The sequence below is a fragment of the Streptomyces sp. NPDC093544 genome (assembly GCF_040683495.1).
Lineage (GTDB): Bacteria > Actinomycetota > Actinomycetes > Streptomycetales > Streptomycetaceae > Streptomyces.
Genome location: NZ_JBFBEA010000005.1, coordinates 139,382 through 161,092, shown reverse-complemented (window position 1 = coordinate 161,092; position 21,711 = coordinate 139,382). Strand labels below are relative to the sequence as shown.

General features: G+C 70.3%; 19 protein-coding genes. 5 read left to right on the top strand and 14 right to left on the bottom strand.

Features of this window, described 5'->3' with window-relative positions:
• Nucleotides 1–10: 10 nt before the first annotated feature.
• Nucleotides 11–1,030 carry a glycoside hydrolase family 6 protein gene (locus AB0N66_RS08955; protein ID WP_365430524.1) on the bottom strand — a complete coding sequence of 340 codons (1,020 nt, stop codon included), beginning with the start codon at nucleotides 1,028–1,030 and terminating at the stop codon, nucleotides 11–13.
• A gap of 165 nt (nucleotides 1,031–1,195) precedes the next feature.
• Between AB0N66_RS08955 and AB0N66_RS08950 the strand changes: the two genes are divergently transcribed.
• Nucleotides 1,196–1,966 (top strand): ANTAR domain-containing protein, encoded by a 771-nt coding sequence (locus AB0N66_RS08950; RefSeq protein WP_365430522.1) that lies wholly within the window; start codon nucleotides 1,196–1,198, stop codon nucleotides 1,964–1,966.
• Between the two features lie 395 nt (nucleotides 1,967–2,361).
• Here the strand turns inward: AB0N66_RS08950 and AB0N66_RS08945 are convergent, their stop codons facing one another.
• Together AB0N66_RS08945 and AB0N66_RS08940 are read right to left on the bottom strand one after the other, a co-directional pair.
• Entirely contained in the window at nucleotides 2,362–2,988 is a 627-nt protein-coding gene (locus tag AB0N66_RS08945; protein WP_365430919.1) for a class F sortase, read from the bottom strand.
• A gap of 40 nt (nucleotides 2,989–3,028) precedes the next feature.
• On the bottom strand, nucleotides 3,029–3,574 hold the full coding sequence (locus AB0N66_RS08940; RefSeq protein WP_365430520.1) for a hypothetical protein: 546 nt from the start codon (nucleotides 3,572–3,574) through the stop codon (nucleotides 3,029–3,031).
• A gap of 278 nt (nucleotides 3,575–3,852) precedes the next feature.
• Between AB0N66_RS08940 and AB0N66_RS08935 the strand changes: the two genes are divergently transcribed.
• Nucleotides 3,853–4,632 (top strand): HAD-IIA family hydrolase, encoded by a 780-nt coding sequence (locus tag AB0N66_RS08935; RefSeq protein ID WP_365430518.1) that lies wholly within the window; start codon nucleotides 3,853–3,855, stop codon nucleotides 4,630–4,632.
• Between the two features lie 176 nt (nucleotides 4,633–4,808).
• On the opposite strand, the gene AB0N66_RS08930 is transcribed toward AB0N66_RS08935, so the two are convergent.
• The 5 genes from AB0N66_RS08930 to AB0N66_RS08910 all read right to left on the bottom strand — a co-directional run bounded on the left by AB0N66_RS08930 (nucleotide 4,809) and on the right by AB0N66_RS08910 (nucleotide 10,080).
• Nucleotides 4,809–5,498: an HAD family hydrolase gene (locus AB0N66_RS08930; protein ID WP_365430917.1), complete on the bottom strand. Its 690-nt coding sequence runs from the start codon at nucleotides 5,496–5,498 to the stop codon at nucleotides 4,809–4,811.
• Between the two features lie 89 nt (nucleotides 5,499–5,587).
• Nucleotides 5,588–6,712, bottom strand: coding sequence for a TIGR03364 family FAD-dependent oxidoreductase (locus AB0N66_RS08925; protein WP_365430516.1), 1,125 nt, complete (start codon nucleotides 6,710–6,712; stop codon nucleotides 5,588–5,590).
• 166 nt (nucleotides 6,713–6,878) lie between these two features.
• Nucleotides 6,879–7,637, bottom strand: coding sequence for a GntR family transcriptional regulator (locus AB0N66_RS08920; RefSeq protein ID WP_365430514.1), 759 nt, complete (start codon nucleotides 7,635–7,637; stop codon nucleotides 6,879–6,881).
• 187 nt (nucleotides 7,638–7,824) lie between these two features.
• Nucleotides 7,825–8,625: a hypothetical protein gene (locus tag AB0N66_RS08915; RefSeq protein WP_365430512.1), complete on the bottom strand. Its 801-nt coding sequence runs from the start codon at nucleotides 8,623–8,625 to the stop codon at nucleotides 7,825–7,827.
• Between the two features lie 282 nt (nucleotides 8,626–8,907).
• Nucleotides 8,908–10,080 (bottom strand): DUF6183 family protein, encoded by a 1,173-nt coding sequence (locus AB0N66_RS08910; RefSeq protein ID WP_365430510.1) that lies wholly within the window; start codon nucleotides 10,078–10,080, stop codon nucleotides 8,908–8,910.
• Nucleotides 10,081–10,162: 82 nt separating this feature from the next.
• Here AB0N66_RS08910 and AB0N66_RS08905 point away from each other — a divergent pair, with 82 nt between their 5' ends.
• On the top strand, nucleotides 10,163–14,680 hold the full coding sequence (locus AB0N66_RS08905; protein ID WP_365430508.1) for a DUF6531 domain-containing protein: 4,518 nt from the start codon (nucleotides 10,163–10,165) through the stop codon (nucleotides 14,678–14,680).
• Nucleotides 14,681–14,785: 105 nt separating this feature from the next.
• On the opposite strand, the gene AB0N66_RS08900 is transcribed toward AB0N66_RS08905, so the two are convergent.
• Nucleotides 14,786–16,018 carry an ROK family transcriptional regulator gene (locus tag AB0N66_RS08900; RefSeq protein WP_365430506.1) on the bottom strand — a complete coding sequence of 411 codons (1,233 nt, stop codon included), beginning with the start codon at nucleotides 16,016–16,018 and terminating at the stop codon, nucleotides 14,786–14,788.
• A 47-nt stretch (nucleotides 16,019–16,065) separates the two neighbouring features.
• Between AB0N66_RS08900 and AB0N66_RS08895 the strand changes: the two genes are divergently transcribed.
• The gene (locus AB0N66_RS08895; protein ID WP_365430504.1) at nucleotides 16,066–17,217 is read left to right on the top strand and encodes a Gfo/Idh/MocA family oxidoreductase; all 1,152 of its coding nucleotides are present in this window, start codon (nucleotides 16,066–16,068) and stop codon (nucleotides 17,215–17,217) included.
• Nucleotides 17,214–17,687, top strand: coding sequence for a heme-degrading domain-containing protein (locus tag AB0N66_RS08890; protein WP_365430502.1), 474 nt, complete (start codon nucleotides 17,214–17,216; stop codon nucleotides 17,685–17,687). Before AB0N66_RS08895 ends, AB0N66_RS08890 begins: the two co-directional genes overlap by 4 nt.
• Nucleotides 17,688–17,810: 123 nt before the next feature.
• Here the strand turns inward: AB0N66_RS08890 and AB0N66_RS08885 are convergent, their stop codons facing one another.
• The 5 genes from AB0N66_RS08885 to AB0N66_RS08865 form a co-directional block, all read right to left on the bottom strand.
• On the bottom strand, nucleotides 17,811–18,668 hold the full coding sequence (locus AB0N66_RS08885; protein WP_365430500.1) for a fumarylacetoacetate hydrolase family protein: 858 nt from the start codon (nucleotides 18,666–18,668) through the stop codon (nucleotides 17,811–17,813).
• Nucleotides 18,669–18,793: 125 nt separating this feature from the next.
• Nucleotides 18,794–19,555 carry a membrane protein insertase YidC gene (yidC, locus tag AB0N66_RS08880; protein ID WP_365430915.1) on the bottom strand — a complete coding sequence of 254 codons (762 nt, stop codon included), beginning with the start codon at nucleotides 19,553–19,555 and terminating at the stop codon, nucleotides 18,794–18,796.
• 206 nt (nucleotides 19,556–19,761) lie between these two features.
• Nucleotides 19,762–20,085 (bottom strand): DUF6412 domain-containing protein, encoded by a 324-nt coding sequence (locus AB0N66_RS08875; protein ID WP_365430498.1) that lies wholly within the window; start codon nucleotides 20,083–20,085, stop codon nucleotides 19,762–19,764.
• Nucleotides 20,086–20,257: 172 nt separating this feature from the next.
• Nucleotides 20,258–20,986 (bottom strand): class I SAM-dependent methyltransferase, encoded by a 729-nt coding sequence (locus tag AB0N66_RS08870; RefSeq protein ID WP_365430496.1) that lies wholly within the window; start codon nucleotides 20,984–20,986, stop codon nucleotides 20,258–20,260.
• A gap of 173 nt (nucleotides 20,987–21,159) precedes the next feature.
• Nucleotides 21,160–21,525, bottom strand: coding sequence for a nuclear transport factor 2 family protein (locus AB0N66_RS08865; protein ID WP_365430494.1), 366 nt, complete (start codon nucleotides 21,523–21,525; stop codon nucleotides 21,160–21,162).
• Between the last annotated feature and the right edge of the window lie 186 nt (nucleotides 21,526–21,711).

Genomic DNA, 21,711 nt, shown 5'->3' with positions numbered 1-21,711 from the left:
CACGTACGGACTAGCTCGAAGCCTTCGCGAGCTTGAGCGCGTAATCCGCCCACCACTCACCGGCCTTGGGGCCGCCCTTGCACTCGCCGTCCGACTCACCCGGCCGCTTGACCCACAGATACGCGGCGACGAGGGGATCCGCGGTCTTGGTCGTCGGTGTCTCGCCCAGCGCGCGGCCCGGCGGGTTGCACCAGTTCTCGTCGGCCTCGCCTTCCGTGTACGGGCCGTTGCCGTTGCGGCTGGTGTCGATGACGAAGGGCTTGCCGCCGACCTTCGCGGAGAGCTGTTTGCCGTACGCGATGGAGTCCTTGGTCGAGTAGAAGTTGGAGACGTTGACCGAGAAGCCGTCCGCCGCCTCGATGCCCGCCCACTTGAGGGGCTCGAAGATCTGGTCGGGGTGGCCCCAGCCGGCGTTGCCCGCGTCGACGTACACCTTCGTGTTCTTCAGGGCCTTGAGTGCGGTGATGGCGCCCTTGAGGAGGTCGTAGCGCTCCTCGTGGAACTCCTCCGGGGTGCACTGGTTGACCAGGTGCAGGACGGCGTCCGGCTCCAGGATCACCGTGGCGGGCCGGTCCGCGATGCCCTTGGCGACCCCGTCGATCCAGGTCCGGTAGGCGTTGCCGTCGGCGGCGCCGCCCTGCGAGAACTGGCCGCAGTCGCGGTGCGGGATGTTGTAGAGGACCAGGATCGCGTCCCGGTCGGCCTTCTCGGCGGCCTCGGTGAAGCCGCGCGCCTCCTGTTCCGGGTTCTCCGGGCCGATCCACTCACCCGTCGGCTGCTGGGCGATCTTGCGGATCTGCTCGGCGTCGTCGTCCTTGCCTGCCTTCACGTACGCGGCGACCTGCGCTGCCGCGTTGCCGTCCGGGTTGACCCAGAACGGGTCCGCGTTCTTGGGCTGTTGTGTGACCTTGGCACCGGAGTCGTTGTTCTCGTCGCCGTCGCCCCCCGACGAGAAACACCCCGCGAGCAGCAGTGCCGCCCCCGCCATCGCCACGGACGCCCGTGCACCGGCGTGCATGCTGCCGTACATCCAACTCCCCCTTGGGTGCACTGTCCGAAAGGTCAATCCTGACATAGTTCTCGCCTCGCCCACGAGATCGTCCGAGCCTTGGTGGAGAGCTGTTACAGCCCCGGGCCTCCGGGTAGGCGCGGGCTGAGCCGGGAGGCGGGGAACGACGGAATCGGGGTAGGTCACATGCACCTCAGTACCCGGGAAACGCTGCTGGCAACGGCCCTCCTCGATGCATCGGACACGCTGTCCGACAGTTTCGACGCCGAGCGCTATCTGCAGCGCCTGTCCGACCACTGCGTGGAGATGCTGGGCGCGCGGGCCGCCGGCGTCATGCTGATCGACGGCGGCGAGGCGGTGTCGCTCGCCGGGAGCAGTCGCCGGCAGGAGATCGCGCTCGATCTGCTGGCCGTCCAGCACCTCGGCGGGCCCTGCCTGGACAGCTACGGCACGGGTCGGCCGGTCGCACCCGTCTCGATCAGCGTCGCCCATGCCGCCGCCCGCTGGCCCGACTTCACGGAACGGGCGCTGCGCCACGACATCGCCGCGACCTTCGCGGTCCCGCTGCGCCGCCGCGAGACGCGGCTCGGCGCACTCAACGTCTTCGTGCCCACCCTGCCCGAGCACGCCTCACCGCCCGAGGACCACTGGAGTGTGCACCTGGCCCAGGTCCTCGCCGACGCCGCGGCCGTCGGGCTGCACAACCACCGGCTGTACGCGCAGTACCGCACCCTGGCCGAGCAGTTGGAGGGCGCCCTGTCCAGCCGCGTACGCATCGAGCAAGCGAAGGGCATGCTCGCCGAGCGCTGGAACATCGGGGTCGATCAGGCGTTCCGCACGCTGCGGCAGTACGCGCGCCGGCAGCGGCTGCCGCTCGACGAGGTGGCCACGAGGGTGATCGACCGCTCGGTGGACCGCGAGGAAATGGGCGGAGGGCCGGGCGGGCAACCGTCGTAGGGCCCCGGGAACGGTCCGCAAAGCACGCTCCACCTGCACGAACCGCACGAGGCGAGCACTGTCGACTTGACGTCAAAAAGACCCTAGGCCGGAGCCCTGATCCGTTCTACAGTTGGCTCAAACGGCCCCAGTCCCCGGCCAGTTGGCCGGACCGCGATATCTGCGGATTGGTCCCCCTACCTCCCGCGACGGACGCCGGGTTTCTCCCGCAGCCCGGGCGCGCGCGGTCGAGGACCAGCCCGGTCGGCGGCCCCGGGGGGAGCGGGTCGTCGACCGGGCCAGGTGACCCGGCGGGCTGGGTGACCCGACGGACTGGGAGCCGACATCCTGCGCCATCAGAGTCCGCCGGCCTGCCTCCTGCGCGATCTGAGTCCGCCGGCCGGTCTCCCGCGCGGTCAGAGTCCGCTTCCCGTGAGGTACGCCGACACGATCACGTTCGCCGTATAGGTGCGGCTCGTCGCGTCGAAGGTGCCGCCGCAGGTGATGAGCCGTAGCTCGGCCCGCCCCGACTGCCGTGTGCCGTAGGCCTGTTGGGCGTCGAAGTGGTCACGGGAGAGGACCTGTACGTCGTCCACGGTGAACTCGGCGACCGTCCCGTCGTCGCGGATCACCCGGACGGTCTCGCCCGGCCGTACCGTGCTGAGCTTGTAGAAGACCGCGGGCCTGGTCTCGGTGTCGACGTGCCCCACGAGCAACGCGGTCCCGGCCGCCCCCGGTTTCACCCCGGCGCCGTACCAGCCGACCACACCCGGCTGGTCGAAGGGCGGCGGATCGATCGCACCCTGCGGATCGAGCCCGCGGGCCACGACGGGCGCCTGCACCCCCATGGCGGGTATGTCGACGCGCTGCGGTTTCGCGTCCCCCAACGGCTTTCGCGCAGGCGGCAGTCGCACCTCCGGCGGCCGTCCGACCGCCGCCATGTCCCCCGTGGTCGGCGCCGATATCCCGGGCCGTACGTCCGTCACCTCACGACCCCACAGCCACAGCCCGAGCAGCAGTACCACCCAGGCGACACCTGTCATCAGGCGCCCGGCGGCGGAGGAGCGTTCCTGTCCGGACACGTCAGTCGCGGGCGTCGCCGTGCCGGCTCCGGCGGGCGCTGCGTACCGCCACGGCCACGGCGGCGACGCTGGCGAGGACCAGGCCGATCACCGCGTGCCAGGTGCCGGGGCCGGTCTGCCGGGCGTCCACCATGGCGAGCTGCGTCGCGGCACCTCCGCCGCCCGCGCGCACGGGGGCGACCGGCGAGGCATGGGCGGAGGGACTGGCGCTGCCGCCGGCGGCGACGGTGACAGAGCCCTTGATCTTGTCGTCGTAGCCGTCGCAGCTGACCTTGATGTCATAGGTGCCGGGCTCGAGCGAGGTCGGCACGCGGGTCTCGCCTGCGAGTGCGCCGTCCTTGCCGGTGAGCCGCGTGTCCGCGACGAAGGCGGCCGATTTCGCGGTACCCGTCTGCCCCGCGCAGCCCGTCGCCCACAGCTGGATGTCGCTGCCAGGGGCCGGGGAGGCGGGCGTCACCCGAACGCCCGCGTCAGCCGCGTAGGCGGTGGGGGTGAACGCGGCCGCCACCACCGCCCCGGCACAGAGAGTGATTCGCACTGAGCGCATCGTGAACCTCCAGATATCTGGAGACTCCTCCTCGGGGCGCCGGGGCGCATCTCCAGAGGGGTACGACTAGTGCGTACGGGTCCTGAATGGTTTGGATCGCGGGGATGGGCCAGGAGATCGCGGGGATGGGCCAGGAGTCGGGACACCGGCTTTCGACGGCGCATGACAGCCCCTCCCTCGGGGCAGCGCACGGCAGCCCCCTCCCTCAGGGCGATGCGGCAGGTCACGACTACGCTTGTGACACGTCGCACACCCCGAATCCCGCAGGAGCACCTCTCATGCCAGAGCGCACGCCGATCGAATCGTGGCTGACCGACATGGACGGTGTACTCATCCACGAGGGCGTGCCAATCCCTGGCGCCGACTCGTTCCTGAAGCGCCTGAAGGAGTCCGGGAAGCCCTTCCTGGTCCTCACCAACAACTCGATCTACACGGCGCGAGACCTGCACGCCCGACTGCGCCGCATGGGCCTGGTCGTACCGGAGGCGAACATCTGGACCTCCGCCCTCGCCACCGCGAAGTTCCTGGACGACCAGCGGCCCGGCGGCTCCGCCTACGTCATCGGCGAGGCGGGCCTCACCACGGCCCTCCACGACATCGGGTACATCCTCACCGACCACGAACCCGACTTCGTCATTCTTGGCGAAACACGGACATATTCCTTCGAGGCGATGACGAAGGCCGTACGGCTGATCAACAACGGCGCTCGGTTCATCGCGACGAACCCCGACGAGACCGGGCCATCACCAGAAGGCGTGCTGCCCGCCACGGGCGCGGTCGCGGCGCTGATCACCGCGGCGACAGGCAAGAAGCCGTATTTCGTCGGCAAGCCGAACCCGCTGATGATGCGGGCGGGCCTGAACGCGATCGGGGCACACTCCGAGTCCAGCGCGATGATCGGCGACCGGATGGACACCGACGTCCTGGCGGGACTTGAGGCCGGGATGGTGACCTACCTCGTCCGCACCGGCTTGACGGCGGACGCGGACATCGAGCGGTACCCCTTTCGGCCGTCGAGGGTCGTGGACTCGATCGCGGATCTCGTCGACCTTGTGTGACCGTCCTTCAGCAGCGCCTCTCCGCTTTCTGAGGTCGTGGACTGCATCTGATTCGAGCCTCCGCAGGAGGCAGTGCCATCCGGGAATTCACCGCATCGGAAGAATCGCAAGAATCGCAAGAAGAGACTGCGGTGAATCCCGGCGGCTGAGGCGGCGAGACGTGTTCCCCCCTCGCCCTAGTGCGGCTCATGCCTCCGCTCCCCCAGCAGGGAGGGCAGTTCGGCGACGGAACCGAGGACGGACGTGGCTCCGGCCGCCCGCAGTGCCACCTCCCCGTGCGCCCCGGTGAGCACGCCGGCGACGACCCCGGCCCCGGCGCGTACACCGCTGAGCATGTCGTACGAGGTGTCGCCCACGACCGCGACCTGCCGTACGCCCTCCGCGGCCCGCGTCCGCAGGAACGCTTCCAGCACCATGTCGGGATACGGCCGCCCGCGGCCCCCGGCGTCGGCGGGACACAGCGTCAGCGGCACCAACTCCCGCCAGCCCAGGGCGTCGAGGATGGCGTCCTGGGTGACCCGGGCGAACCCGGTGGTCAGCACCACCGTCCGCCCGGACTCCGTCAGCTCCTCGATCGCCTCGCGCGCACCGTCGATCGGTGCGATGAGCCCGCCGTCGACGAGTTCGCCGTACGCCTTCTCGAAGGCGGAGTTGGCCCGCTGGGCGAGCGTCTCGTCCCCGAACAGGTGCCGGAAGACGGAGATCTTGGACTCGCCCATGGTGGCCCGGACGTAGTCGAGCTTCTCCGCGTGGTCGGCAGAGCCGGGTTCGACGCCCAACTCCCCCGCGGCCGTGGCGAATGCCCGCTCGACGAGTCCGCCGTCGGCGACGGTGGTGCCGGCCATGTCGAGCACGACGAGTCGTATGTCGACGGCTTCCTGGGCGGTCTGTTCTGCGGTCTGTTCTGCGGTCTGCTCCGGGGTCCGCTTCGGGGTCCGCTCAGTGGTCAATTCCCTCACCATCCCAGTTCGTTGGCGGTCGTCTCGGCGATCGCGGGTGAGCAGGTCATGCCGCGCCCGCCGGGTCCGGTGACCAGCCACACCCCGTCCCGCACCTGCTGCCGGTGCACCACCCGGCTCGGGTCGGTGCACTGCGCGTAAACCCCGGCCCAGCGCCGTCGGATCTTCGGCAGCGGCCGTCCGAGGAAGGACTCGACCACGCCGGTCAAGTGGTCGTACGGCTCCTCGACGGTGTCGAAGGCGAAGGGGTGCTCGTACTCGTGGGTGTCGCCGATGGTCAGCCCGCCGTCCGCGCGCTGCACCATGAGCAGTTGCATACGGTGGGCGGCGGCCGTCTCGGCCTGCGGTTGCCCGGAGTTGAGCCGGTCTAGCGCTTCGCCGCGGTAGGCCGGGTAGTAGCGGAAGCTGTCCGCGTCAGCGACCGAGGTGGTGAGCGGCTCGCCCAGCGGCTCGGTCTGCATCATCTGCAGCCGCACGCGCCGCACGGGCAGCTCAGGACCCGCCAACTCCCGTACGAGACCGCTCAGCCAGGCCCCCGTGCACAGCACCACCACGTCGCCGCGGTGCACCTCCCCGTGGTCGTCACGGACCGCGTGCTCGCCGACGACATCGCGGACCTCGCGCCCCGGCAGGAAGGTGTAGCGGGGCGACTTCCGCAGCTCCTCCCGGAGGGCGAGCTGGGCGACGCGCGGCTCGACGGCCGCGTCGCGCTCGCAGTACAGGGCGGCGTCGTACGCGCCTCGCAGCGCCGGGTTCACGGCGCGCGCCTCGCCCGCCGTCAGCAGCTTGTAGCCGCGGGCGGCGGCGTCCGGTCGGGCCACGGCCGCCTCGGCGACGGCGAGTTCACGCTCGCCGCGCAGGGGGGTCAGGGACCCGTTCGCCCTGAAGCCGACCCCCGGGACGCGTGCCCCGATCGACTCCCACAACTCCCTTGCCCGCAGGGCGGTTTCGAGTTCCTCTCCGCCGGCGCGACCACTGACCCAGATCTGTCCGAAGTTGCGCAGGGAAGCCCCGCGGGCCTCCGCCTCGCGCTCGATCTGCACGACCTCGTGGCCGCGCTCCACCGCGTGCCAGGCATGCAGGGTGCCCACCACGCCGGCTCCGACGACTATCACTCTCACAACGGCAACACTCCTCGGAAGGGGGGAATCGAAAGGGACCGCACAGCATCCAAAGGGTGAACCGCCTATCAAGTTTGGGCTAGACCTGTTATGTTTTCGTTATGAAATCAGGCGGGCCGCAGCCCGCCCGGGAGTACTTCCGGGAGTACCCCCGAAGTCCGGAGGATCAGCCGCGTAGGTGAGCGGTGAACGAGAACCGATCCCCCCGGTACAGCGTCCGCACCCGCTCCAGCGGCTCCCCCGCCGTGTCCCGCGAGACCCGGTGGATCAGCAGCATCGGCAACGCGGGCGGCGTACCGATGAGCAGCGCCTCGCGCGGAGTGGCCAGCACCGTCTCGATGCGCTCGTCGGCGTCACCGAACGCGATGCCGAGCCGGTCGTGGAGGTAGGCGTAGAAGGAGGAGTCGGGGGTGAAGTCGCGGTCGAGGTGCGGTACGCGCGCCACGGCGACGTACGTGCTCTCGAGCCCCACCCGCTCGTCATCGGCGAGCAGGACGCGCTCCATGTGCCAGACAGGTTCGCCGCGCGTCATCCCGGCCTCGGCGGCGAGGGCCTCGGGGCAGGGGAAGCGGTCGAGGCTGATCAGCGTACGGCCGGGGGTGCGCCCCTGCCGCCGTACGCCCTCGGTGTAGCTGGCGAGCGAGAGCGGCTGCTCCAGCTTCGGCCCCGCGACCACCGTGCCCCGCCCCTGCCGCCGCACCTTCCCCTCCAGCAACAACTCCCGCAGCGCCTGCCGCACGGTCTCCCGCGCGACCCCGTACTTCTCCGCGAGATCCCGCTCGGGCGGCAACGGCCCGCCCTCGCCCAACTCCTCGACAAGCAGGGCGATATGCGCCTTCACCGCGTAGTACTTCGGGATGCGGCCGTGCTCCGGGATGCCGGAGCGGACGGGGGCGCCGGGGGCCTGGTCGTTCGGGTAGTCCACGGGGAGGATCGTCGCAGACGGGTTCTCCGCGAGGAGGTCCAGGTGTCACCGGCGCAGCCGCGCCTGCCGGTACACGCCACGAGCTCCTGGTGTCACCGCCGCGACGACAGCCATCAGAATGCGCCACGACGTCCGTGTCGTGGCGCGTGCAACCACACCCGCCGGGACGCGCCACGACCGCCGGGTGTCACCGGCGCGATCGCGCCCGCCGGGACGCGGCGAGGAGGACGGCTCCCGTGACGAACAGCCCGAGGCCGGCGGTCACGCCGAACCCGTGCGAGGTGGGCGGACCGGTACTGGCCAGCTCCTCCGCGGCCGGTACTCCGTCCTCTTCCCGTACGACTCCACTGTCGCCGTCGCCGGTCCCGTTCCCCCCGCCGCTGTTACCGCTCTCGCCCGCACCCGCACCCGCGTCTTCCTCTTCGCCGGCGCCCTCGTCCTCGATGCGGAACCGGTAGTCGTTCGACTCCCCCACCCAGTCCCCGTCGTCGTCGTGCCGCTGTACGACGGCCGCGTTCGCGACGACGTCGTTCGGGACGGCCGCGTCGGAGGTGACGGAGAGGCGCATCTTCACGGTGAGCGTCCGGCCGGGCCCCACCGTGAACCCCGGGAACCCGTCGTCGAACGCCCCCACGTTCTCGTCCTCGTCAGTCTTCTCGAACTCGACCGGATGCGGCTCCTGCCCCTCACTGCCACCCCCGCCCCCGTAGAACTCCAGCCGGGCCTGCTCGGGCCGCAACGCCCGCTTCTCATCCACGAGGACGACGATCGGGTGGATGTCGCCGCAGGTGTGCGCGGTGGTGTTGGTGAGGTCGATGTACCAGGTCCGGTAGTCGCCCCCGACGTCATAACGGGTGGGACCGCCGTGGATCCGGGTCTGCACAGGGAAGGCACGGGTCTCGGGGGCGGCGCAGGTGGGACGGGGGTTCGCCAGGGCCGTACCGGGCGTGGCGAGCGTGAGAGGGAGGGCGGCGGCCGCAGCTGTCACGGAGAGGGGCAGGAACGTGCGCGGTCTCAATCGCGCTGGCGTTCGCGTTCGCATTCGCATGAGGAGCCTTTGCCGATCGGGAGCGTGAGCGGTACCGGGCTGCGGCCCGTGACCCTGCCACGCGCGACCGGCTGCACCGGGGCGCCACGCCCGCCGTGGGCCCGATCGGCCGCGAGTGTCCCCCTCGATCAGCGGAAACGTTTTAGCCCGTACGGGGCGTGAGATCTTCTGGCCCGGCCGCAGCGCCCGGGATCTCCAAGGGGCTGCAGCTGTACGCACTGATCAGTCCGCGTCGGTGTCGGTGGCCGCCAGCACCGCGACCCGGGTACAGGTGGGACCGAGGACGGCGAAAGCCGCGTCCGCCGTGTCGTGGTGGAACCAGTCCGTGAACGCCATGAAGCGCAGCCACCGGTGGTCGGCGGCGCGCCGCACCGCTTCCAGGAACGGGGTGTCGGCGGGCAGGCCCATCAGCGCGTACAGACTGCCCCAGGCATACAGCCGGGCGTACGCGCCGCCCTGCTCCTGGCCGTTCACTCCACCGTTGTACGCCGCCGAGAACAGTTCGTTGAGCACGTCGTCGGGCGTCGTCCGGCAAGTGACGGGGCCGCCCCGGCGCGTGCCTTCGCCCGCCAGACAGTCCAGAGGCAGTTCCTTGATGAGTGAGATGTTGAAGTCGTCCGGGGCCGGCGGGCTCGGCAGTGTGAAGAACCGCGCCTCAGGCTCGCGCGCCCATCCGCTGACGGTGAAGGGTTCAGCGGCCGCCCGCGCGCGGCGGCCGTCGGGGGTCTCACTGGCCGTACGTCCGGCTGCCGCACCGTTTTCGGTGGCGGGAATCTCCGGGAAACGAGACCGGAGCTGATCCGGGGTCTTGACGTACCCGAGGCCCCGGACGCGGACCCCGAACCGGTGCTCGATGTCCAGCAGCGTCCTGGGCAGCCGTGCCAGCGGGTGCCCCAGCTCGCCCAGTCTTTCCGCATACGCGTCCAGGACGGGCCGGCCACGCCCCGCGCTGATCAGGGCGAGCTCCCCGAGAACGCAGGCCCGCACCTCCACAGCCGGGTCCTGAACTCCATCCGGAAGCTCCTCGAACAGAGCCTCCAAGTCGCGCAGTTGCTGGACCTTGACCAGCTTCGCGGCCACCGAGCGCCGCAGCCGGTCGCCTTCCTCCCGGTACGCGGACCCGGGCGGCAGCAGTCGGCCCACGATGCCCGCAGCAAACCTCACGCAGTCACGGGAGCGCGTGTCGGCAAGGGCCTCGGCGATCCGTCCGACCGTCCGCGCCGCAACGGATCCGTCGGGCCCTTCACCGGCCACCCGGTGGCACAGCTGCTCCGCCGCTTCGTACAGTTCCTCCGGGCGGGACTCGGCAAGCTGCTTCAACTCCGCCGGGCCGAGCCGCTCCCAGAGATGCTGACGGGAAGCATCGTCGCCCGGCGTCACATGGTTGTCGTTCACGCCCGAAGTCTACGAGCGGAGCATCCAGTAACTTTGCTGCGGCATACGTGCGTTGAGTGAAGCAGTGCATCGGGGGACGAACGTGGGAAATCGGCCGAGTGATTGGCATGTCCTGGACCTGGACAAGGACCCCACTCCCGGTGATCCGGATCGGGTGCGTCACCTCGCCAAGAATCTCCAGGACTTCGCCGATGACGTCGGGGACGCGCTGCGTCTGATCAAGGGGATGGCGGACGAGGAAGCGGTTCTGCAGTGGGCGGGGAAGTCCGCGAAGGCGTTCCAGGATCAGTTTTCGGGTGTGCCGAAGCAGCTGAAGAAGCTGAAGACGTCGTACGACATGGCGGGGGGTGCGCTGGCGGCGTACTGGCCGAAGCTGGAGCGTGCCCAGGCTCTCGCGGACAGGGCGTTGGCAAACGGCCGCGCGGCGCAGACCGACCTGAGCTCGGCCAAGTCCCGCCTCACATCAGCCGATTCGTGGGTGACGACGGCCGGCAAGGAAGCCGACAAGTACAAGGACGACCCGACCGGCAGCAAGAACACCGAGAAGCCGGACGAGGCCAAGGTCCGCGCAGCCACCCGGGACGCGCAGCACGCCAAGTCGGCCCAGACGTCCGCCCAGTCGGACGTGTCCTCCGCGCAAAGTGCCCTGGACGCGGCGAAGAAGATGGCCGAGGACGCCCGCACCATGCGCGAGGAGGCCGCGCGGGAGGCCAAGACCAAGATCGACGAAGCCTCCGATGCGGGGATCCGCAACCGGAAATGGTGGGAGGAGGTCGGGGACTGGTTCTCCGACAACTGGGACACCATCGTCACGGTCTGCAAAGTCGTCGTCGCGGTTGTCGGCATCATCGCGCTGATCATCGGAGGGCCGATCCTCGGCGCGATCCTGCTGGTCGCCGCCCTCGTCGTCCTCGCCGACACCCTCAACAAATACGCGAAGGGGCAAGCGTCCCTATGGGACGTGGCGTTCGCCGCGCTGGACTGCATACCCGGCGGCAAGGGCATCACCAGCCTCGGCAAACTCGCCAAGGGCATGAAGGGCCTGGGCAAGGTGGGGCTGAAGGGCATGGCCAAGGGGCTGAGGGGCGGCCTCCGTCGAGGGGCTGACGACGCGGCAGGCGCGAGCAAGCCCGCCAAGGCGCGCTGCAAGAACGGCGACCCGGTCGACATGGTGTCCGGCGAGATGCTCATGGAGGAGACCGACGTCGAGCTTCCCGGTCTCCTACCGCTCGTTCTGCGACGTACGCACCTGTCGACGTACCGGTGGGGGCAATGGTTCGGCCCGTCCTGGGCCTCCACGCTCGATGAACGCCTCGAACTGGACAGCGACGGCGCCGTCTTCGCGGCCGACGACGGCATGATCCTTCTCTATCCCGTTCCCACGCCCGGCGCCTCGGTCATGCCGTTGGAGGGTCCGCGCTGGCCGCTGGACTGGGACGGCGCACCCGGCGCACCTATCCGCATCACCGACCCCGCCACGGGCCATACCCGTCACTTCGCCCCGCTCGGCAAAGCCACCGCGGCACACGCCGTGTTCAGCCTCCCCCTAGCCGCGGTGACCGACCGCGGCGGACGGCGCATCGACTTCGACCGGGACGAGAGCGGCTGCCCCACCGCCGTCCGTGACTCCGGCGGCCGCCACCTGTACATCGACACCGAGGGCGACCGCGTTGTCGGGCTGCGGCTACGCGACGAGGAAGAGGGGCCCGAGGGCACGACGCTGCTGCGCTACGGATACAGCGGCGACGGACATCTCACCGAGATCCACAACTCCAGTGGTCTTCCGCTCAGGCTCACCTATGACGACCAGGCGCGCATCACGTCCTGGACCGACCGCAACGGTTCCTGGTACCGCTTCACCTACGACGACCAGGACCGCTGCATACGAGGCGAAGGCGCCGACGGGTACCTCTCCTGCTCCATCGCCTACGCCCCGGAGACCCGGGAGACGCGCTACACCGACTCGCTGGGCCACACCACCACCTACCGGCACAACGAGCGCCGGCAGCTCGTCGCCCAGACTGACCCTCTCGGCCACACCACGTATGCCGCGTGGGACGTATACAACAGGCTGCTCTCACGGACGGATCCGCTCGGCAACACGTCCCACTTCACATACGACGAGCGCGGCAACCTCATCTCGGTGATCCGACCCGACGGCACGGCCACCACCGCCGAGTACGACACCTTTGACCGACCGCTGTCGGTCACTCTGCCGACCGGCGGCAGGCGCGGTTACGCGTACGACGAGCAGGGCCGCCCGACTGCGACGGTGGACCCCGACGGTGCCGTCACCACGTTCGCCTACGACGCGTCCGGTGGGCTCCTCGGCGTCACCAACGCGCTGGGGGCAGCCCACCACGTCGAGTCCGGCCCGCTGGGCCTGCCCGTCTCCACCACCGCGCCGCTGGGCGGTACCACCCGTGTCGGCCGCGACGCCTTCGGGCGCATCGTCGAGTCCGTCGACGCCACCGGGGCGACGACGCGGACCGCCTGGACGGTGGAGGGCCGCCCTGCCGAGCGGACCATGCCCGACGGGAGCAGCGAGCGCTGGTCCTACGACGGCGAGGGCAACACAGTCCGCTACACCGGCCCCGACGGCCGCAGCGTCACGCACGCCTTCACGCACTTCGACCGGCTCTGTGCCCGTACCGACGCGGACGGTTCGACCGTGCGGTTCGTCTACGACACCGAGTTGCGGCTCACCTCCGTGACGAGCGCGTCGGGCGCTGTGTGGTCGTACATGTACGACCCGGCGGGCCTGCTCGTAGCCGAGACCGACTTCAACGGCCGTACCGTTTCCTACACTTACGACGCCGCAGGCCGTCTGCTCGAACGCACCAACGGCGCGGGCGAAATCACCACCTACGTGCGCGACGCGTGCGGACGGGTCGTCGAGCGGCGCTCCGGCGACGCGATCACGACCTTCACTCACGACGCCGCAGGCCGCCTGGTCGAAGCCGTCACCCCCGATACAACTCTCACCCTCAGCCGCGACGCGGCGGGCCGTGTCGTCACCGAGGTGTGCGACGGCCGCGCTCTGCACACGACGTACGACATCCTCGGCAGGCGAGTGGAGCGGCGCACTCCGTCGGGCACCGTCAGCCGGTGGGATTGGGATGCGAACAACCGCCCCACGCGGGTCCGGCTCGCCGACAACGAACTGTCCTTCGGATACGGGGCGTCCGGGCACGAGACCGAGCGGCGGCTCGGCCAGACGGCGGTGCTGACCCAGGAGTGGGACGCGGGTCACCGCCTGACCGGCCAGACAGTGGTCGGACAAGCCGCCCCCGATGCGGGCCCGTCCGGCGAACCGCTGCTGCACCGCTCGTACACGTACGGGCAGGACGGCGGCCTGACCGCCATCGAGGACCAGACCTACGGCACGCGCCGATTCACCCATGACCGTCTCGGCCGGGTGGAGTCGGTCTCCGCCACCGGATGGTCGGAGCGCTACGCGTACGACGCCGCGGGCAATGTCAGCCGGGCCGACGCCCCCGAGGGACCCCAGGGGGAGCGGGTCCACGACGGCACGCTCGTGCGCCGGGCCGGCCACGTCACCTACGTCCACGACGCGCAGGGCCGCCTCGTCCGGCAGTCCCGCAAGCTGCTGTCCGGTGGCACGCGGGAGTGGACGTACACATGGGACGCCGAGGACCGGCTCACCCAGGTCACCACCCCGGACGGGCGCCGCTGGGCATATGTCTACGACGGTCTCGGCCGACGTACCGCCAAACGCCTGCTGTCCGACGACGGCCGGACGGCCGAGGAGACCGTCTTCACCTGGGACGGCTCGCACCTGGCGGAACAGAGCAGCTCCGCCGGCGGTCCCACCAGAAGCTGGGAATGGGCCCCCGGCACCGACCGCGCGCTGCTTCAGATCGACCAGGACACCGACCAGGACGAGGTCGACCGCCGCTTCTACGCCATCGTCACCGACCTCGTCGGCACCCCCACCGAACTGGTCGACGAGAAGGGCCGGATCGCCTGGCGTGCCCGCACCACCCTTTGGGGTACGGCCCTCGGCGGCTCGGACGACCCGGTGGACTGCCCGCTCCGTTTCCCGGGGCAGTACCACGACGCCGAGACCGGCCTCCGCTACAACTTCCGGCGCTACTACGACCCCGAGAACGCCCGCTACATCAGTCCCGACCCGCTGGGCCTGGCCCCCGCACCGAACCATCACGCGTACGTCAGCAACCCGCTCCGCTTCACCGATCCCTGGGGTCTGGTGAGCTGCGAGCGCAATCACGGGATCACCACGGCGCGCGAGAACCACATCGAGGGCCAGCACGGCCCCGGCGCCCAGGACCGGGTACGGGAAGCGGCGGACCCCACCGGTCCTGAGCCCTCACTGCCCGGTGAGTTCAACGACAACTTCCTCTGGGACGGCGACAACTTCGCGCTGGGCCAACGGCTCCGGGAAGGCATCGACGGAACGCCGGCCATACCCAACCCACGGGCACGGGCAGGACAGGACACCCACATTCACCGCTTCGACTACGGCAGCCCCGTCGGCGTGAACGGCAGCGGACAGTCGACCAACGTCGTCGAAGTCGTCATCCGCGACGGCAACATTCACACGGCGTATCCGATCTGAACCCGTCCCGGGAAGCAGTGCCCCCACCAAATCGTGGCGGCGCAGTTCCGAGGTACGGGAATGGGCGGGGGGTGGGGTGACGGGAGGGGCGGAAACCCACCCCCGTCACCCCACCCCCCGCCCGAACAACGGCGCCAACAACAACTGCGCAGCCCCCTCCGCGACCCCCCGCGCCCCACCGGGAGCAACCCGAACCGGCACCCCCGCCTCCAGCCCCTCCCGCCGAGCCCGCTCATCCAGCACCGCACCGACACCCCGTACGAAGTCCCCTTGATGGGCCGCCACCGTACGACCGCCCAGCAGCACAAGGTCGATGTCCAACAGCCCCACCAGATTCGCCGCCCCCACCCCCAGCACCCGCGCCGCCTCCCCCACCGCGCCCCGAGCCACCGCCGCCAGGCACAGCACCTCGATACACCCCCGGTCACCGCAGCTGCACAAGGGCCCGTCCAACTGGATGACCTGGTGCCCGAATTCCCCGGCGCCCGTACGGGCCCCGCGGTGCACGGCCCCACCGATCACGAGCCCGGCCCCCAGCCCCGTACCAAGATGCAGATAGGCGAAGGAGCGGTTGCCGACCACCCCTGTACCAAGGCCGCCCCCCACCGCCAGCCCCAGCGCAGCCGCGTTCGTGTCCTTGTCCACGACCACCGGCAGCCCGAGCCGCCCCGCCAACGCGTCCCGCAACGGAAACCCGTCCCATTCAGGAAACCCGGTGACCCGGTGCAACACGCCCCGCGTGTGGTCGAGAGGACCGGGCAGCGCGACCCCCACCCCCAGCACGGCCCCCACCCCCGCGAGCAGCGCCTCCACCTCCGCGGCCGCGCCCTCGACCACCGCGTCAGCCCCGCCGCCCAGGTCCAGCGGAGCCCGTCGCTCGCCCACCACCGTTCCGGTGAGGTCGCAGAGCAGCGCCGTCAGCTCGTCCCGGTCGAGGTGCAGCCCGACCGCGTGGCCGGCCTCCGGAACGAGCCGCAGCACCGTACGCGGCTTGCCGCCCGTGGAGGCACGGCGGCCCGCCTCCGCCACGAACCCGTCGGCCCGCAGCCGGGCCGTGATCTTGCTGACGGCCTGCGGAGTCAGCCCGGTCCGCTCGGCGAGTTCGAGTCGGCTGATGCCGGCCGGGCCTGCCGTGCGCAGCAGGTCGAGCACGAGCGCGGCGTTGTGGCTGCGCAGGGCGAGCAGATTCACTCCCGCGCCGCCGGCCTCCACGCCCTGCCCCCGACCTCGCACGCCCGGCAGACCCGCCCCCGACCCCGACCTCGATGCCGATGCCGATCCCGATGCCGATCCCAACCCTGACCCCGATCCCGTATCGCTCCTGTTCACGTACGTCATTGTCCTCCGCGCTTGCACTTTGGCAACAGCGTTGCGAAAGTGGACGTATGACTGGCACAGGTTCTGACCCCGGCACGCCCGCCACCGCGGCAGCCACCGGCACCCCGGCGGGCCCGGGTGGCTCGGGTGGCCCCCTCCGCGTAGCCCTCGTCGGCTACGGTCTGGCGGGCTCCGTCTTCCACGCCCCCCTGATCACGGCGACCGAGGGACTGACCCTCGACACGGTCGTCACCTCGAACCCTGAGCGGCAGGAGCAGGCCCGCGCCGAGTTCGGTGACGGGCTCCGTTTCGCCGCGAGCCCCGACGACCTGTGGGCCCGCGCCGACGAGCTGGACCTGGTCGTCATCGCGTCCCCGAACAAGACCCATGTCGCGATCGCGACCGCCGCCCTCAAGGCGGGCCTCCCGGTCGTCGTCGACAAACCCCTCGCCGGTACGGCGGCGGAGGCCCGCGAGCTGGCCGCCCTGGCCGACGAACGCGGCCTGCTCCTCTCGGTCTTCCAGAACCGCCGCTGGGACAACGACTTCCTGACGCTCCAGAAGCTCATCGCCGAGGGCGAGTTGGGCGACGTATGGCGCTTCGAATCCCGTTTCGAGCGCTGGCGCCCACAGCCCAAGGGCGGCTGGCGCGAGTCCGGGGACCCCGCAGAGATCGGAGGTCTCCTCTACGACCTCGGCAGCCACGTCGTCGACCAGGCGCTGGTCCTCTTCGGCCCCGCGACCTCCGTGTACGCCGAGTCGGACATCCGCCGCGCGGGCGCCGAGACGGACGACGACACGTTCATCGCGATCACCCACGAGAGCGGCGTCCGCTCCCACCTCTACGTCACCGCGACCACCGCCCAACTCGGCCCGCGCTTGCGCGTGCTGGGCTCACAGGCCGGTTACGTGAAGTACGGCCTCGACCCGCAGGAGGCGGCCCTGCGCGAAGGCAAGCGCCCCACGGACACCGCCGAGGAGTGGGGGGTCGAGCCCGAGTCCCTGTGGGGCCGGGTAGGTGCGGGCGAGTCCCCGCTCACGGGTGGCGGCCGGCCCGAGCCGACGCTGCCGGGCGCGTACCCGGCGTACTACGCGGCCGTCGCCGCCGCCCTCCGCGACGGCGGCCCGAATCCGGTCACCGCGCACGAGGCCGCGGCCGCGCTCGACGTACTGGAGGCGGCCCGTCGCTCGGCTCGCGACGCAGTGGTGGTGTCCCTGTGAGCGCCCCCACGACCACGCCCACGATTCCCGAACTGGAGGAGCAGGAGCGCCGGTTGACGCTCCCGCACTTCACCCACGACGACGCGTGGGCCCTCGGCACCCTGCTCGTGGACCTGGCCCGCGAACAGTCCGCCCCCGTCGCCATCGACATCCGCCGCGGCGGCCAGCAGCTCTTCCACGCGGCCCTGCCCGGCTCGACCCCGGACAACGACGCCTGGATCGACCGCAAGCGCCGCGTCGTCGAACGCTACGGCTGCTCGTCCTACCTCGTCGGCTCCCGCTTCCGCGCCAAGGGCACGACCTTCGAGGAGTCCTCGCGCCTCGACCCCGACACCTACGCGGCCCACGGCGGCGCGTTCCCGATCGCCGTCGAGGGCGCGGGAGTTGTCGGCACTGTGGTGGTGTCGGGGCTGCCGCAGGTGGAGGACCACGCGATGGTGGTGGCGGCGCTGGAGCGCTTCAAGGACTGAACTTACGTACGGAGTTGGGGTGCGCCCCGAAAGGGGCGCGGGGCGCGGGGAACTGCGCGACCAGCCACGGACAGCCCGCGGCCGACAGACCAGCGCAGTTCCCCTGCCCCCCCAGCGGAGTGCCTACGCGTCCTTGAGTTCCTGCCGCTGCCGGCCGAGCCCCTCGATCTCCAGCTCCACCACATCTCCGGCCCGCAGGTAGGGCTTGGGCTCGGGCGCGCCGAGGGCAACTCCCGCCGGCGTACCGGTGTTGATGACATCGCCCGGGTACAGCGTCATGAACTGGCTTACGTACCGCACCACTTCCGCGACCGAGAAGATCTGCTCGGCCGTCGTCCCGTTCTGCTTGAGCTCGCCGTTGACCCAGAGCTTCAGCGCCAGGTTCTGCGGGTCGGGCACCTCGTCGGCGGTCAGCAGCCACGGCCCCAGCGGGTTGAACGTCTCGCAGTTCTTGCCCTTGTCCCAGGTCCCGCTGCGCTCGAGCTGGAACTCGCGCTCGGAGACGTCATGGGACGCCGCGTACCCGGCGACGTGCGCGAGCGCCTCCTCGTGGGACCCGAGATAGCGGGCGGTACGGCCGATGACGACCGCGAGCTCGACCTCCCAGTCGGTCTTCACGGACTTGCGCGGCACGAGCACGGTGTCGTTCGGGCCGATCACCGTGTCCGCCGCCTTGAAGAAGATGATCGGCTCGACGGGCAGCTCGGCGCCGGTCTCGCGGGCGTGGTCGTGGTAGTTCAGCCCGATGCACACGACCTTGCCGATACCGGCGAGCGGCGGACCGACCCGGAGCCCGTCCTGGTCCAGCGCGGGCAGCTCACCGGCCTCGGCGGCGGACCGGATCCGGCCGAGCGCCGCGGCATCGGCGAGCAGCGCCCCGTCGATGTCCGGGACGACGCCCGACAGGTCACGCAGGGTTCCCTCGGCGTCCAGCAGCGCGGGCCGCTCCGACCCCGCCGTACCGACTCGAAGCAGCTTCATGATCACTATCTCCTAGATCTCGGGCAGTCGTCCGACGGGTGCAGCCATCGGATGACTGGTCGATCGTCCAATTTCGGCGTCCAGTCCGCAAGTCCCTGATCACAGACTGGACCGACCTCATGTGTTCAAGGAGTGCTCACGGGCGTGTTCGCGGGGGTGTTCACGGGGTACAGCAGCGCCCGCTCCACCGCGCTCCACGTCGTACTGGTCACCATGTACAGCGCGGCCGCCAGCGGCATCACCGCGACGGACACGAGCGTGACGAAGGACATGAACGGCATGACCTTGGTCATCGCCGCGAGCCCGGGCACCGGCTGGGCGCCGTCACCCGCCGAGGCGGCGACCATCGAGGCGTTGGCGGCCGTCATCTGCTTCGTACGCCGGTAGTTGAAGGTCGCGACGGCCGCGACGAGGGCGAAAAGGGCGACGTAGACGAGTCCCGGCGCCCCGAGGAGCCCGCCGTCGCCGAGCGCGTCCGCCCAGCGGTTACCGAGGGGCGCGGCGAAGAGCTGGTGCGCCAGCAGGCCGTTGGCCTCGCCGCCGATCGTCGAGCTGGAGAACAGGTGGTAGAGCAGGAAGAAGGCCGGCATCTGGCACAGACTGGGCAGCAGCCCGGACAACGGCGACACCTTCTCCGCCGCATGCAGCTCCAGCACCGCCTGCTGCAGCTTCTGCGGATTCTTCGCGTGCTTCTTGCGCAGCTCAGCGACCCGCGGCTGGAGCCTCGTCCGCGCCCGCTGCCCACGGGCCGCCGCCCGGGACAGGGGATGCACGAGAAGTCGTACGAGCGCGGTGAACAGGATGATCGCGGCGGCCGCCGCGGAGGCGTGGAACAGCGGCTGGAGCAACTCGGCGAGCTGCTCGACAAGGCGGGCGAACGCGGACAGGAATGTGGACATGGTGAGCCCTCCGGGGGTCTCGTCGTGCCGGGAGTACGAGGCGGGCTGCGGCTGCGGCTACGGCTACGGCTACGTACGGGATGGCGGCATGACGACCACGCGGGGGGGTGCACGGGTGATGCCCGGGCGGTGCACGGATGTGGCAGTGCCCGGGCGGTGCACCGGCGGTGCACGGATGTGGCTTGGGAGATCCCCTACGCGGCGGCCGTCAGGAGGGCACGCCCCGGCGCCCGGGGGCGCGAACGCCCCGCCGCGTCGGGATCACGTTGGGGCAGGAACGCCGTACGGTGCTCGCGGTCGCGCATGGCCGTCCGTACGTGCGTACGCGGTACGGCGGGCGCGCAGCGCGAGCCGATGAGCGCGCAGACGGCGAGCGCGGAGCCTGCCGCGGCGGTCGCGGTGAACGCGACGGCGACGGCAGCGGCGAGGCTGCCGGTGTCGAGCAGGGCGACCTCGACGAGCAGCAGGAGCAGCACGGCGGCGGGACGCATGGCGCCTTTGCCCCAGGTACGGATCATGGGCTGCTCCTCCCTTCGTGGTCGTTCACGGTCGCTCACGGGCGTTCCCGCTGTACGGGCTATATGAGTTATACGGGATCCGTCGCGACCGACTCAAGCAGGCACTCGCCCGGGCCCCTCCCCGGTGGGTTGTCCTGGGCCATCGAAGTTGAGCGGCGTGGATCACTGGGGTTCATGGACGTCGTGCAAGGAAGACGAACTCTCTGCCTGGTCGGTCAGGCGCATCGCGAACGTTCTCCACTACGTAGCCGTGCGCGGCCAGGTCCTTCTCCACCTCCGGTGGCTCACGGAAGCGCAACGTCGAATCCGACGTCAGCACTTGGCCGTCCGTAGCGAACACGTAGGTCCACCGGAATGTCACCAGCGGCCAGCTCACCTCGATCAGTTGGACCCAGCTCTCAACAGCGCCGATGCCTGGAATCTCCGTCACGCTGTATGAGCGCTCGCGATTCCACTCCTCCCAAGCGCGCCTCGCAGGATCCCGGGTCTCGAACACCAGATGCCCACCTGGTCGTAGTGCTTCGTAGGCTCCCCGCAGAGTCCTCTGCCATGCCCGCGGATCAACGATGGCCTGGGCGACATTCGCCGTCATCGTCGCAAGGTCGACCCGCAGAGGCGGGAGGGCTGTCGCATCACCGCAAATCCAGCGCACTCGCTCACTGTCCGGCTTGCTGCGGGCCACTTCGATGGACGCCTGGGCGGGATCGACGCCGACGACCTCGATCCCGCGATCAGCCAGCAGGAGAGCGAACACACCTGTCCCGCAGCCGATGTCCAGCACCCTGTGCGCCCTGAACTCCTCCGCTGCCATCAGGACGTATGCGTCGAGATCGCTGCGATCAGGGTCGAGCGGGTCATAGATCGGGGCGAGCCGTGGATGCCCGAAGCACTCGTCAGCCATGCTGCCGAACGTATGCGGTGCTGGGCCCGAACAACTACTCGGTTTCACCAGCGATCGGCGGCGTTGGTGTCCCCAGCGCTGAAGATGTCCGCGACGGCGAGATGGAGACCATTGTTGTAGCCCGTCCGGTTGGTCTCATCGCACGGCTCGTCCACCAGGACAGTGGAGGGGTTTCAGCGGGTGGGCGGGACGAACTCGGGCTGGTCGAGCAGGCGCAACCAGCTTCCGTCAGGCTGGCGCCGGACAACCTGCGCCCGGGCGCCGGCCCCGTCCTTCGGCGGGGTCGAGGTGAGGGCGATGTCGCCACTGATCAGTGTCGGCAGTGATTTCTCCAGCTCGAAACGAGGACGGCCGGCCAGCACCTTCTCCCACAGTGCATGGATCGCCTCCCGGCCCACCGTCTGGTCGCCGGACGGGTAGGCCATCACCGCATCCTCTTCGTAAAGTGCGGCGACCCCGGCCGCGTCGCCGGCATTGGATCGTTCGACGAACAAGCGGGTGATGTCTTCGGGCCGCATGGCTTTCTCGTATTCCGGCATGGGTTCCTCCTGACGTCGGGCTTCGGTGCTTCGGTGCTTCGGTGCTTCGGTGCTTCGGTGCTTCGGTGCTTCGGTGCTTCGGTGCTTCGGTGCTTCGGTGCTTCGGTGCTTCGGTGCTTCTTAGCGTGGTCGCCCGATCATCAGAAGTCCAACAGATGATTCCGCTAGAAGCTAGAATCTCCAGTC